Origin of the sequence: Lysobacter enzymogenes (assembly GCF_017355525.1) — a bacterium.
Lineage (GTDB): Bacteria > Pseudomonadota > Gammaproteobacteria > Xanthomonadales > Xanthomonadaceae > Lysobacter > Lysobacter enzymogenes_C.
In genome coordinates this window covers 5,023,755-5,036,679 of sequence record NZ_CP067395.1, presented here as the reverse complement: position 1 = coordinate 5,036,679, position 12,925 = coordinate 5,023,755, and the positions used below count along the sequence as shown (strand labels likewise).

At 70.4% G+C, this 12,925-nt stretch carries 10 protein-coding genes; 4 read left to right on the top strand and 6 right to left on the bottom strand.

The annotated features are described in order from the left end of the window. Positions 1 to 335: 335 nt before the first annotated feature. The 3 genes from JHW38_RS21280 to JHW38_RS21270 all read left to right on the top strand — a co-directional run bounded on the left by JHW38_RS21280 (position 336) and on the right by JHW38_RS21270 (position 5,030). Positions 336 to 2,900, top strand: coding sequence for a penicillin-binding protein 1A (locus tag JHW38_RS21280; protein WP_207523291.1), 2,565 nt, complete (start codon positions 336 to 338; stop codon positions 2,898 to 2,900). A 386-nt stretch (positions 2,901 to 3,286) separates the two neighbouring features. Continuing rightward, positions 3,287 to 3,940, top strand: a complete 654-nt coding sequence (locus JHW38_RS21275) for a hypothetical protein (RefSeq protein ID WP_207523290.1) — start codon at positions 3,287 to 3,289, stop codon at positions 3,938 to 3,940. 85 nt (positions 3,941 to 4,025) lie between these two features. Further along, a complete protein-coding gene (locus JHW38_RS21270) occupies positions 4,026 to 5,030 on the top strand; it encodes a hypothetical protein (RefSeq protein WP_207523289.1) in 1,005 nt (334 codons plus the stop codon). 219 nt (positions 5,031 to 5,249) lie between these two features. On the opposite strand, the gene JHW38_RS21265 is transcribed toward JHW38_RS21270, so the two are convergent. The 4 genes from JHW38_RS21265 to JHW38_RS21250 form a co-directional block, all read right to left on the bottom strand. Next, the gene (locus JHW38_RS21265; RefSeq protein ID WP_242691022.1) at positions 5,250 to 6,554 is read right to left on the bottom strand and encodes a citrate synthase; all 1,305 of its coding nucleotides are present in this window, start codon (positions 6,552 to 6,554) and stop codon (positions 5,250 to 5,252) included. A 708-nt stretch (positions 6,555 to 7,262) separates the two neighbouring features. Next, positions 7,263 to 7,505 (bottom strand): type B 50S ribosomal protein L31, encoded by a 243-nt coding sequence (locus JHW38_RS21260; RefSeq protein WP_207523288.1) that lies wholly within the window; start codon positions 7,503 to 7,505, stop codon positions 7,263 to 7,265. 161 nt (positions 7,506 to 7,666) lie between these two features. Then, positions 7,667 to 8,602 (bottom strand): nucleoside hydrolase, encoded by a 936-nt coding sequence (locus tag JHW38_RS21255; RefSeq protein ID WP_207523287.1) that lies wholly within the window; start codon positions 8,600 to 8,602, stop codon positions 7,667 to 7,669. After that, entirely contained in the window at positions 8,599 to 9,246 is a 648-nt protein-coding gene (locus tag JHW38_RS21250; protein ID WP_207523286.1) for a DUF4166 domain-containing protein, read from the bottom strand. The genes JHW38_RS21255 and JHW38_RS21250 overlap by 4 nt, the downstream gene beginning before the upstream one ends. Before the next feature lie 331 nt (positions 9,247 to 9,577). Here JHW38_RS21250 and JHW38_RS21245 point away from each other — a divergent pair, with 331 nt between their 5' ends. After that, a complete protein-coding gene (locus JHW38_RS21245) occupies positions 9,578 to 10,342 on the top strand; it encodes a thioesterase II family protein (protein WP_207523285.1) in 765 nt (254 codons plus the stop codon). Between the two features lie 114 nt (positions 10,343 to 10,456). Here JHW38_RS21245 and recG read toward each other — a convergent pair whose 3' ends face one another. Both recG and JHW38_RS21235 read right to left on the bottom strand, forming a co-directional pair. Continuing rightward, positions 10,457 to 12,574: an ATP-dependent DNA helicase RecG gene (recG, locus tag JHW38_RS21240; protein ID WP_207523284.1), complete on the bottom strand. Its 2,118-nt coding sequence runs from the start codon at positions 12,572 to 12,574 to the stop codon at positions 10,457 to 10,459. 78 nt (positions 12,575 to 12,652) lie between these two features. Next, on the bottom strand, positions 12,653 to 12,904 hold the full coding sequence (locus tag JHW38_RS21235; protein ID WP_207523283.1) for a hypothetical protein: 252 nt from the start codon (positions 12,902 to 12,904) through the stop codon (positions 12,653 to 12,655). Positions 12,905 to 12,925: the final 21 nt, after the last annotated feature.

The window sequence follows — 12,925 nt, the reverse complement described above, 5'->3', positions numbered from 1 at the left end:
TTCGCGTTCGCGCGCCGATCCGTGCCGGCCGCTGCAAATCGCGCTCGAACCGCCACCGCGCAGTGCGCTCGCGTTCACAGCTCGCGCAAGCCGTAACAGATATCCGTGAGACTGGGTGAGCGGCGCGACCGTCGCGGACCGCCCCGCCCGACCGGATCCGCCTGTCGCCGCGCCCTCGACCCGGGCCGGGCGGCGGGACCGGCGGCGCAGCGCCCCGGCGCGGGCCGGGGTGCCGCGCCGCGTCACCCCGCCGCCGGCGAAGCGCGACCCGGGTCGCGTTCCGCGCCTCCTCTATACTTCCCCGCCACGACCACACGACACCCGGAAACCGATAGATGTCCCGACTTCGCCGTTGGCTGCGCTGGGCGCTGTACGCGTTCATCGGTGCGGCCCTGCTGGGCGCGATCGCGCTCGGCACGCTGTATTACCTGATCGTGCCCAAGCTGCCGGACGTTGAGACCCTGCGCACGATCGAGCTGCAGGAGCCGATGTACGTCTACGCCCGCGACGGCCGCCTGATGGCGATGTTCGGCGAGACCCGGCGCTACCCGGTAGCGATCGAGGACGTGCCCGACCGGCTCAAGAACGCGTTCATCGCGATCGAAGACTCGCGCTTCTACACCCACCACGGCATCGACTACAAAGGCATCGCGCGCGCGGTGTGGCTGCTGGCGACCACCGACGACAAGCGCGTGCCCGGCGGCTCGACCATCACCCAGCAGGTCGCGCGCCAGTACTTCCTGAGCTCGGAATACAGCTACAAGCGCAAGCTCGGCGAAATGCTGCTGGCGATGCGCATGGAGCGCGAGCTGAGCAAGGACGAGATCTTCGAGCTGTACTTGAACAAGAGCTTCTTCGGCAACCGCGCCTACGGCGTCGGCGCGGCGGCGGAGTTCTATTACGGCAAGAAGATGAACGAGCTGAGCCTGGACGAGATGGCGTCGCTCGCCGGCATTCCGAAGTTCCCGTCCAGCGGCAATCCGCTGAGCAATCCCGACCGCGCCAAGATCCGCCGCGACTACATCCTCGACCGCATGGCCGAGCAGAACTTCGTGCCGCGCGCCGAAGCCGACGCGGCCAAGGCGGTGCCGATGCACGCCAGCCCGCACGAGCGCCCGGTCGAGGTGTATGCGCCGTACGTGGCCGAAATGGTGCGTCAGGAAATGGTCGCCCGCTACGGCGCCGAAGCGCTGACCAAGGGTTACCACGTCACCACCACGATCGACCCGGACCTGCAGGTCGCCGCCGACAAGGCGATCCGCGACGGCCTGTCGGTGTACGACCGCCGCCACGGCTGGCACGGCGTGGAGCAGCACTTCGAACTGGCGCCGAGCGAAGACGCCACCGCCGCGCGCGTGCGTCTGCGCGGCATTCCGGCGCAGGCCAACCTGCTGCCGTCGGTGGTGCTGTCGGTGGCCGGCTCGCAGGCCACCGTGGTGCTGGCCGACGGCACCGAACTGAGCCTCGGCGAGAAGCAGGGCTTCCTCGGCCGCAGCCCCGGCAGCCTGCTCAAGCGCGGCGATCTGGCGCGCGTGGCCAAGCTCGAAACCGCCGCCGCCGAACCCAAGCCGGGCGAAACCGCGGCGCCGCCGACGGTGAGCTATCGCCTCGACCAGCTGCCGCAGGCGCAGGCCGCGCTGGTGTCGCTGGAGCCGAGCAACGGCGCGCTGCGCGCGCTGTCCGGCGGCTACAGCTTCGCCGGCGCCAAGTTCAACCGCGCCACCCAGGCGCGGCGCCAGCCGGGTTCGAGCTTCAAGCCGTTCGTGTACGCGGCCGCGTTCGAACGCGGCTACAACCCGGCCTCGATCGTGCTCGACGCGCCGGTGGTGTTCAAGGACCGCCGCGGCCACATCTGGCGTCCGCAGAACGACAGCGGCAATTTCGCTGGCCCGATGCGCGTGCGCGAAGCGATGGTGCAATCGCGCAATCTGGTCTCGGTGCGCCTGCTCGACGCGATCGGCGTCGACTTCGCGCGCAAGTACATCAGCCACTTCGGCTTCGACATCGAACAGCTGCCGCCGAACCTGTCGATGTCGCTGGGCACCGCCTCGCTGACCCCGCTGTCGGTCGCGCGCGGCTACGCCACCTTCGCCAACGGCGGCTTCCGCGTCGACCCGTGGTTCATCGACGAGGTCAAGGACCGCGCCGGCGCGGTGGTGTTCAAGGAAAAGCCCGCCACCGCCTGCGCGCAGTGCGTCGGCCGCGGCGGCACCGCCAGCGCGGCGCTGCCGGCCAGCAACATCGTCGACGGCTTCAACCTCGGCCCCGCGCCGGGCGCGATCGCCGACGCCAAGAAGCCCGATCCCAAGGCCGCCAAGGACAAGGACAAGAAGGACAAGGACAAGAAGGACAAGGCCAAGCCCGAGGTAACGGCCAAGAAGCTGACGCCGGAGGAGATCGCGCAGATCAAGGTTGCGCCGCGCGCGATCGACGACCGCATCGCCTACCAGATCGTTTCGATGCTGCGCGACGTGGTCAAGCGCGGCACCGGCACCGCGGCCAAGGTGCTCGGCCGCGACGACGTCGGCGGCAAGACCGGCTCGACCAACGACCACCGCGACGCCTGGTTCTCCGGCTTCGGCGGGCCTTACGTCACCACCGTCTGGGTCGGCCGCGACAACTACAAGTCGCTGGGCTACCGCGAGTACGGCGGCAAGGCCGCGCTGCCGATCTGGATCGACTACATGCGCGTGGCGCTCAAGGACCAGCCGCTGCACGACAACGAGCCGCCGGAAGGCATGGTCAAGGTTTCGGTCGGCGCCAACGGTTCGCTGATTCCCGACGGCGCCGGCGGCATCGTCGAATGGGTCAAGGCCGAAGACCTCGAGCGGATGCAGACCTACACCGATTACGGCAACGAGGATCAGGCGCCGTCGGAAGAATCGTTCGATATTTTCTGACCGCAGCCTCGCCGCGAAACGATGAAAGCCGCACGCCTCGCGCGTGCGGCTTTTTTTTGCCCGAACCCCTGCATCTTGCCCGAGCCACGGCTTTTGCGGGAGAACCTTCAGGCCCGGCGCTTTCGATTGCGGTCGCCGGCGATCCGAGCCAGGCGCATCGGGCCCGAAGGCTTCGCCGCCGACAGGCAACGACCCGGGACCACCGTCCCCTGCCCTTCGCGCAGCGCCGACGCCCGCCTGAACGCTGCCCGCTTGCCGGTTCTGGCACCTCGCCGCACAGGCCGCAACAGACATTGCCGTGCCGCACGGACGTGCTAGCTTTGGGCTGCCGGTGCACCCCGGCCGCGGCGAGCGCCCTCGCCGTGAGTGCCCGCCCGGAGGTCGAGATGCACCAGGCCCGACAGCACGCACACCAGCATGCGCAGACCCGCACCCGCGAACGCCGCCGCAGCGTCGCCCACGAGGCGGCCCGGCTGATGGCCGAAAGCGGCTATCGCGACTACCACCAGGCCAAGCTCAAGGCCGCCGAACGGCTCGGCATCCACGACGACGCCTCGCTGCCGGCCAACCGCGAAATCGAACAAGCGCTGCGCGAGTACCAGCGCCTGTTCCACAGCGAGCACGCCGACGGATTGCGCCAGCGCCGCGAAGCGGCGCTGCGGGCGATGGAATTCTTCGCCGCTTTCGAACCGCGCCTGGTCGGCCCGGTCCTGGACGGCACCGCCGACGCGCGCAGCCCGGTCGCCTTGCACCTGTACTGCGACGACTTCGAAGCGGTGCCGCGCTTCCTCGAACAGCACCACATCCCCACCGAAACCCGCGAACGCCGCCTGCGCCTGGACCGCGAACGCAGCGAGGACTTCCCGGTGTGGGTGTTCAGCGCCGAGGAACTCGGCTTCGACCTGACCGTGTTGCCGCTGGACGTGCTGCGCCAGGCGCCTTTGTCCAACGTCGACGAAAAACCGATGCGTCGCGCCTCGACCGCGCAGTTGCGGCAGCTGCTGGCGGACGAGGAAATCTCGCAGTTCGAGCACGGCTGAGCGCAACGGACGGCGCGGTCGCCGCGACGGCGGCCGCGCGTCGACAGGCCATGGAATACTGCGGCGACGCTGCAAGGACCGCACGATGATCGCCGCCCCGCCCCACTGCCGCACCGCACCCGCGCTGGCCGCGATGCTCTGGCTTGCCGCCGCGCTGTCGCCCGCCACGGCCGGCGCCGCCGAACCGGCGCATTACCTGCAACTGGACCCGCACTGGGTCGGCGAGCCCTACCAATGGCAGCTCGAGGACGGCACCGTGCTCCAGCGCGGCGTCGCCGACGAGCACGCGCGCGCCGCGGTGGCTGCCCGCCCCGGCCAGGAGCGTTACGCGCTGGAAACCCTGGCGTTGCGCTACCCGGTGCGGATCGCGGCCGCGTGCTGGAAGCTGTCGCAAAAGCGCTTCGACGCCTGCATCGAGCGCGGCGAAGCCGGGCCGTCGCGCGCGCGCCGGCAAGCCGACGCCGAATCCGACCGCGCGCTGGAGCAGAACCTGAGCCGCCGCCGCGAACGCGCCGCCTGGACCGGCCTGGACGGCGCCGCCGTGGCCGCGCGCCTGCGCGGCGCGCTCGACGCGCAGGCCGCGTGGGACGCGACGGCGCAGGCGCGGCAAGCGCCCGCGCGGCTCGACTGCGGCCAGGCCGGCGCCGGCGTGCCGCCGCTCGCGGACGCGGGCGAGCGGCGTTTCCGCGCCGCGCTCGCCGCCGGCGCGCGCACCCCGGCCGGCGAAACCGAACTGATCGCGGCCGCGCGCCTGGGCCATTGGCGCGCCGCCGCGACCCTGGCCAAGCTCGCGCTGTACGACGACGACTGGGAGTCGGCGCAGGCCATCGCCGCCTGGCTGCTCGAACGCGGCGCGCCGGCCGGCTACAACGCGCTGGCGCGCAGCCTGGAAGCGGCCGGCAGCTCCGAGGACGGCCGCGCCACGCCCGGCCAACGCGATCTGGTCGCACGCCTGCGCCGGCGTGCGGCGTTCGGCGGCGATCCCGGCGCGCAGATGGATCTGGCCGACGAACTGGAGGCGAGCGATCCCGCCGGCACGCAGCGCCTGCGCGACTGCGCCCGCCAGCGCTTTCCCGACATCGACGGCTGAGCCCGCCCGTTCGCCAACGGCGCAAACGAAAACGCCCCGCCGAAGCGGGGCGTTCCGGCGACGCGGGCCTCGGGCCGGTCCGCACGCGGCGGACCGGCGCAGGAACGGCTGGGCGGCCCGCTCGCCGACGGCGCATACGAAAACGCCCCGCCGAAGCGGGGCGTTCTGGCGGCGCGGGCCTTCGCGCCGATCCGCAGGCAGCGGACCGGCGACGCAGGATCAGCGCTTGTCGGCCGCCACGTAATCGCGCACGCCGTGGCCGGTGTAGATCTGGCGCGGACGGCCGATCTTGTTTTCCGGGTCGTTCTGCTGTTCCAGCCAGTGCGAGACCCAGCCGGCGGTGCGGGCGATGGCGAACATCACCGTGAACATCTCCACCGGGATGCCGAGCGCCTTGTAGATGATGCCCGAGTAGAAATCGACGTTCGGGTAGAGCTTGCGCTGGACGAAGTAATCGTCCTTCAGCGCCGCTTCTTCCAGCTTCATCGCCACGTCGAGCAGCGGGTCGTTGATGCCGAGCTCGCCGAGCACGTCGTGGGTCATCTTGCGCACCAGCGCGGCGCGCGGGTCGTAGTTCTTGTAGACGCGGTGGCCGAAGCCCATCAGGCGGAAGCCCGATTCCTTGTCCTTGGCCTTCTCGACCGCCGACTTGACGTTCTCGGGACGGCCGATCTCGTTGAGCATCTTGAGCACGGCTTCGTTGGCGCCGCCGTGCGCCGGTCCCCACAGCGCGGCGACGCCGGAGGCGACGCTGACGTACGGGTTGGCGCCGGTGGAACCGACCAGGCGCACGGTCGAGGTCGAGGCGTTCTGCTCGTGGTCGGCGTGCAGGATGAACAACAGGTCCATCGCCTTGGCCGCGACCGGGCTCAGTTCCAGCGGCTCGCTCGGCACTTCGAACAGCATGTGCAGGAAGCGCGTGGTGTAGTCGAGGCTGTTCTTGGGATAGCGGATCGGCCAGCCGATCGAATAACGGTGGCAGGCCGCGGCGATGGTCGGGACCTTGGCGATCAGACGGATCGCGGCCAGGCGGCGCTGTTCCGGATCTTCCAGGTCGAGTTCGTTGTGGTAGAAGCTCGCCATCGAGCCGAGCATGCCGACCAGCATCGCCATCGGATGGGCGTCGTGGCGGAAGCCGTACAGGAAGGTGCGGAAGGCCTCGTGCATCATCGTGTGATGCGTGACCTCGTGTTCGAACTTGGAGAACTCGCCCGCGCTCGGCAGTTCGCCGTTCATCAGCAGGTAGGCGACTTCGAGGAAGTTCGACTTCTCGGCCAGCTGCTCGATCGGGTAGCCGCGGTACAGCAGCACGCCGGCGTCGCCGTCGATGTAGGTGATGGCCGACTTGCAGCTCGCCGTCGCGGTGAAGCCCGGGTCGTAGGTGAACATCCCGGTTTCCTTCGGCAGCTTGCCGATGTCGACGCAGGACGCGCCGAGGGTGGGATGCTGCACCGGCAGGGCGAAATTCTTGTCGCCGGCGGTGATGTTCACCTGGTCCAGGCGTTTGGTGGAATCTTCGGACACGAAACACTCCTCAGTCTGCCTGCCGCAGGGATGGCCGCGTCAGGAGGGCAACGGGGGGTCGCAAGCACGTTGCGATAGTGAATTATCGCACAACGCGTTCCGAGCCCAAGCTCGGACTTTGGTCGGCACGGCCGTGCGGACGCGACGCTTCGTTGCGTCGCCGAGGCCCTGCGCGGTCGATATTCGACCGGCCGTTTGCCGGGATCTGGCGGCTGGCCGTGCCCGCGGCGACGGCATCGGGCGGTGGCGGCCCCGGATCGGCCCAGGCGCCGCCGTGGGCGCCTGCGGGCGCCGGACGGCTTGCCGCAACGGCCGGCTGGTTGCGCGCGGTTCGGTGGCTCGGCCTTGGGCGCGACGCTTGGCTGCGGTTTGCGGTGGGTCCGCGATGCGCTGGCCGAACAGCGTCGGGACTCAAGCCCCTCCCGCGACAGCCGAGTGGCCGCGCGTTGGCGCGGGAAGCGATTCGGAGCGGATTCTGCGCGAGGACTTCGGCCGCTTTTGCCGGCCTGTCTTCAGCGCCCCGCGGTCGGAGCGACCTCAATCCCGACGCCTTCCGCTCGAATCGTCGCGAGCCGCGACAAGGACGCCGCGCCCCATACCCCGGAAAAACCGGCGCAAACGCAAACGGCCGCCCTTGCGGGCAGCCGTTGTGCGTACAGCGATGTGCAGCGACGAACTCCGGCCGGATCGCTCCGGCTCGACGCGTTGTTACTTCGCGCCGTAACGCTTGCGGAACTTGTCGACGCGGCCGCTGGTGTCCATGATCTTGTGCTTGCCCGTATAGAACGGGTGCGAAGCCGACGAGATGTCGACCTTGATCAGCGGATACTCAGCACCGTCGAGCTTGATCGTTTCCTTGCTCGACAGGGTCGAACGGGTCAGGATCTGGAAATCGGTGGTGACGTCCTGGAACACGACGTCGCGGTATTCGGGATGGATGCCTGCCTTCATGGCACTCAACCTTAAGGTGTGCGGGAAAGTCGGGCAGTATAGCCACCCCTCCCGGGGTAGCGCAAGTCCATGCAGCGAAAGGAATTCATCGCAGGCCAGCTTGAGAACCCGCAGGGGCCGGCGCCCCGCCCGCAGCGGGACGAGGCGCGGCCCGCGCAGGCTCAGCCGGCCGCCAGCGCCGCAGCGATCAGGCGCTCGAACCGGGCCTGATCGTATTTCATCAGGATCGACACCCCATCCGGCCGCCCTTCCTGCCGACGCCAGTCGACGACGGTCGCGCCGCGGCTGTGGGTGCCTTCCAGTTCGATCGACACAGGCCGGTCCTGCACGTCGAGCGCGCCGTCGGGTTCGAGCGCGTACGCCATCGCCAGCGCGTCGGCGGCATGCCATTCGTCGCCGCGGCGGTCGATCGACCACAAGCGGGTCTTCTCGGAAATGCGCTCGTAGAAACGGCCGCGCTCGGAACCGGCGGCGAGCCAGCCGACCACGCGATCGTGGTGCAGGCCGTGCGCGATCACCGCCTCCCAGTCGGCCAGGTCGATATGTTCGAACGCTTCGAACACGATGTGCGCGGCTTCCGGATCGAAGTAGATGTTGAACTCCGCCGCCGGCGTGATGTTGCCCTGGCAGGTCACCGCGCCGCCCATCACCACCAGGCGCGCGATGCGCTGCGGCAGGGTCGGATCGAGCTTGAGCGCGAGCGCGACGTTGGTCAGCGGACCGAGCGCGACCAGCAACAATTTGCCGGCGTGTTCGTGCGACAGGCGGATGATCGCCAGCGCCGCGTGCTCGGCTTCGACTGCGCGCTTGGCGGCCTCGTAGCCGACATCGCCGAAACCGTCCTGGCCGTGCACGTAGCCGGCGTCGGGCGAGGGATGCAGCAGCGGCGCGTCGGCGCCGGCGAACACCGGAATGTCCTGGCCCGCCACTTCGCACAGCTTCAGCGCGTTGGCCACGGTGTGCTTGAGGCCGACGTTGCCGGCGGCGATGGTCAGGCCGACGATGCGGTGGCGCGGGTCGTTGAACGCCATCAGCAACGCCAGGGCGTCGTCCACGCCGGGGTCGGTGTCGATGAGCAGGGGAATGCGATCGGTCATGAAATCACTCGTTGTGCGCAACGTTGCGCAGCGGCATCCGCTGCGCCGGCCGGATCGGCCGCTGAGGCCGTAACGGCCGGGACGGCGTGCAGTGCGCCTTGGTAGCGCAGCAGTTCGCCGAAGGGAAACCAGGAAAACGCCACGGCGAAGCGATAGCGCGCTTCGCCGTCGATGGATTCGATGCGCTTGTACGCATCGGTGCGCGGAAACAAAAAGCGCGGCAGCGGCAGGCCGCGCGCGCTCAGGCCGAGCAAGCGCCAGCGCCAGCCGCCGCCGTCGAGGTCCACGCCCAGGCGCATGCGCACCGGGCCGGTGGCTTCGAGCCAATGCCCGTCGGGGTAGCGGCCGACCGGTTCGAACACCGAACGCAGTTCGCTGCCGTCGTCGAAGCGGCGCAGCCACAGCATGCGGCCGGGCTCGTGGACGATGTCGACGCGGAAACCGCGGCGCGCGCGGTCGGTGGGAATGCCCAGGCGCCGGGCGAGGCGGCGGCCGAGGACGCCGGCCAGGCCGGAGCCGGTGCGCAGTTCGATCTCGCCGGCCAGGGCGCCGCCGTGGCGGTGCAATGCCTGCAGCAACGGGTGCAGCCGCGCGAAGTCGGGGCCGAACCAATCGATCGCCGCGTTGTGGGGAAATCCCGGCATCCGGGGCCGAATCTCCAGCGGGCGGGACACTATATGCCAAAAAAATGGCGGTTGTGGGAGCCTGCGGCGGCGCCGGCGGGGCAGCCGACACGGCCGGCACACAGCCGCGGCGACGCGCCGGCGCCGGCCTGCTCGCCGCGATGCCGGCCGCGTCGCATCGGCGGCAACCCGGGCGGTTTACTATCCGGACTCGAACGCGATGCGCGCGGCCGGCACGGGCGCGCGCCGCGAACCGCACGATCCGGGCGAACGCCGGAACTCGCTACGCCCGCTGGCGCGCCGCGCCGCGCGCATGGCGCCGGCCCGCCATCACCGACGATTGGAGTGTCGCTTGAGCGCCAGCAAATGGTTCGTCCGTCCGTTGCCGCGGCCGTCCGCGGCGTTGCGGCTGGTATGCCTGCCGTACGCCGGCGGTTCCGCCGCGACCTACGTGCCCTGGGCGGCGCAACTGCCGGCCGGGGTCGAACTGGCCGCGGTGCAGCCGCCGGGCCGCGCCTCGCGCATCCTCGAACTGGCGCACACCGACATGGACGCGCTGGTCGCCGGATTGGCCGCGGCCTTCCGCGAACTGTCCGACAAGCCCTACGTCCTGTTCGGCCACAGCCTCGGCAGCCGCGTGGCTTACGAATTCGCCCGCCGCGCCGCCGGTTTCGGCCTGCCGTCGCCGCGCCTGCTGATCGCTTCGGGCAGCCGCGCGCCGCATTTTCCGGCCACCCGCGAGTCCGCCCACGACCTGCCGGAAGCGCAGTTCATCGCCAAACTGCGCGAGCTCAACGGCACGCCCGAAGAAGTGCTCAACAACCGCGAGTTGGTCCAGTTCCTGATCCCGCTGCTGCGCGCCGACTTCAAGATCGCCGCCGAATACCGCGCGACGCCGGTCGCGCTGCCCTGCCCGCTCGTGGTGCTGGCCGGCACCGAGGACCACGAAGTCGGCGAAGCCGCGGTGGAAGGCTGGCGCGAAGTCGCCGGCGGCGCGTGCGAGATCCACTGGATTCCCGGCGGGCATTTCTTCGTCGAACACAGCCGCGCGCAGGTGCTGGAGCGGGTCAACGCGGCGCTGGCGCGCTTCGTCGGCAGCGACCGCGTCGTCGCCTGAGCCGCGCCGCGGCGGCGTTCGCGCCGGAGCGGGCACTCGCATCGGCACTCGCGTCGGCACTCGCATCGGCGCGCGCTTTCGCGCCGACGCAAGCCGTTGCCTCGATGCAAGCCTTTACGCCGACGCGTACCGCGCCGCACCGCCGACCCAGCGCGAGACGATGCGCTCGGCCAGTTGCGGCGATTGCGTCAACAGGCGTTCGCCGAGTTCCTGCACCAGCGGCAGCAGGTCGGCGTCGCGGCCGAGATCGGCGACGCGGAAGCCGGCCAGGCCGGTCTGGCGGGTCCCGAGCAATTCGCCGGGGCCGCGCAATTCCAGGTCTTTTTGCGCGATCACGAAACCGTCGTGGGTCTGCCGCATCGTCTCCAGGCGCTGCCGCGCCAGCCCCGACAACGGCGCGCGATACAGCAGCACGCAACTCGACGCCGCGCTGCCGCGGCCGACCCGGCCGCGCAGCTGATGCAACTGGGCCAGGCCCAGGCGCTCGGCGTTCTCGATGATCATCAGCGACGCGTTGGGCACGTCGACGCCGACTTCGATCACCGTGGTCGCGACCAACAGATCGAGTTCGCCGTCCTTGAACGCGCGCATCGTTTCCTGCTTTTCCTTGGCCTTCATGCGCCCGTGCACCAGCCCGACGCGCAGCGGCGCGAGCTGCTTCGACAGGTCTTCGAACGTGCTCTGCGCGGCCTGCGCGGCGACTTCGTCGGACTCGTCGATCAGCGTGCAGACCCAATAGGCCTGGCGGCCCTCGGCGCAGGCGGTGCGGATACGCTGGACCAGCTCGGGCCGGCGCTCCTCGCTGAGCGCGACGGTCTGCACCGGCGTGCGCCCCGGCGGCAGTTCGTCGATCGCCGACACGTCGAGGTCGGCGTAGGCGGTCATCGCGAGGGTGCGCGGGATCGGCGTGGCGGTCATCACCAACTGGTGCGGCACGATCGCATCCTCCCCGACCGCGCCGCCGGCGCCCTTGTCGCGCAGCGCCAGACGCTGGTGCACGCCGAAGCGGTGCTGTTCGTCGACGATGGCCAGGGCGAGGTCGTGAAACGCCACGCCTTCCTGCATCAGCGCGTGGGTGCCGACCACGACCTGGGCGCTGCCGTCGGCGACCTGCTCCAGCGCCTGCTTGCGGGCCTTGCCGGTGACTTTGCCGGCCAGCCACGCGACCCGGATGTCCAGCGGCTCCAGCCACTTGCGCAGGTTGTTGAGGTGCTGCTCGGCCAACAGTTCGGTCGGCGCCATCAGCGCGGCCTGGCGGCCGTGCTGCACCGCCAGCATCGCCGCCAGCGCGGCGACCACGGTCTTGCCGCTGCCGACGTCGCCCTGCACCAGCCGCAGCATCGGCGAGGGCTTGGCGAGGTCGGCGCGGATCTCGTCGAACACCCGCCGCTGCGCGCCGGTGAGCTTGAACGGCAGCGACTTGCGCAGCTTCTCGGCCAGCGCGGTCTGCTTCAGCGGCCGCGCCTTGTGCGCCTGCTGGCTGATGCGCTGGCGGCGCAGGCTCAGGTGATGCGCGAGCAGTTCTTCCAGCGCCAGCCGCCGCTGCGCCGGATGGCGGCCGTCGATCAGCGCGGCCACGTCGGCGTCGGCCGGCGGGCGGTGCACGGTCAGCAGCGCGGCGCGCAGGGTCGGCAGTTGCAGACGTCGGCGCAGTTCGTCCGGCAGCAGTTCCAGCGAGGCTTCGTCGGGCAGGCGGTCGAGCGCGTAGCCGATCAGCTTGCGCAGCATCGCCGGGCCGATGCCTTCGACGGCCGGATACACCGGATCCAGCGACTGCCCGAGTTCGACCTCGGCGTCGTCGCCGAGGATGCGGTAGCTGGGATGCACGATCTCCAGCCCGTTCTGGCCGGGCTTGGGCGTGCCGTACAGCCGCACCCGCGCGCCGACCTGGAACTGCGCGACCTGGGCGGCGCGGAAATGGAAGAAGCGCAGCACCACGTTGCCGCGCGAGTCGTCGCCGACCGCGACGCGCAGCATCGGCCGATAGCGGAAACCGCGCTCGACCGCTTCGACCCGCCCTTCGACCTGCGCCGGCACGCCGGGGCGCAGCTGGCCGATCGCGGTGAGCTGGGTCCGGTCTTCGTACTGGCGCGGCAGTTGCAGCCAGAAATCCTGCAGCGTCAGCAGCCCGCGCGCCGCGAGCTTTTCGGCCACGCGCGGCCCGACCCCGGGCATGCGCGGCAGCGGTTGGGTTTCGAGGTCGACGGCGGGGCCGTGCGGGTGTCTTGCCATGCGCTAAGGATGCCGACAACGCGCGCAAACCAAAACCCCGACGCGGCGGCGTCCGCGCCGCGCGGCGCTGCGGCGTCGTCAGGAACCCAGCAGATTCAGCACCAATCCCAGCGTCGTCAGCAAGGTCAGGCCGGCGACGCCCGACGCCAACGCCGCGGCGGCGCCCCATCGCCAGCCTTGCCGCCGCGAGACCAGCAGCGACACTGCGGCCGCGATCGCGGTGCCGGCGTACAACCACGTTTCCGTCGCCAGCGCGGTCCGGCTGGCCGCCGCCACGACCAGCGCCGACAGGCAGACGACGATGGCGGCCTGGGCGATCCACAGCTTCATGGCTTCGACTTCCTTATCGAT

Bases quoted from the DNA above. Each gene is read 5' to 3' on its own strand.
- JHW38_RS21280 (WP_207523291.1), top strand. From the start codon at position 336: ATGTCCCGACTTCGCCGTTGGCTGCGCTGGGCGCTGTACGCGTTCATC.
- JHW38_RS21275 (WP_207523290.1), top strand. From the start codon at position 3,287: ATGCACCAGGCCCGACAGCACGCACACCAGCATGCGCAGACCCGCACC.
- JHW38_RS21270 (WP_207523289.1), top strand. From the start codon at position 4,026: ATGATCGCCGCCCCGCCCCACTGCCGCACCGCACCCGCGCTGGCCGCG.
- JHW38_RS21260 (WP_207523288.1), bottom strand. From the start codon at position 7,505: ATGAAGGCAGGCATCCATCCCGAATACCGCGACGTCGTGTTCCAGGAC.
- JHW38_RS21255 (WP_207523287.1), bottom strand. From the start codon at position 8,602: ATGACCGATCGCATTCCCCTGCTCATCGACACCGACCCCGGCGTGGAC.
- JHW38_RS21250 (WP_207523286.1), bottom strand. From the start codon at position 9,246: ATGCCGGGATTTCCCCACAACGCGGCGATCGATTGGTTCGGCCCCGAC.
- recG (WP_207523284.1), bottom strand. From the start codon at position 12,574: ATGGCAAGACACCCGCACGGCCCCGCCGTCGACCTCGAAACCCAACCG.
- JHW38_RS21235 (WP_207523283.1), bottom strand. From the start codon at position 12,904: ATGAAGCTGTGGATCGCCCAGGCCGCCATCGTCGTCTGCCTGTCGGCG.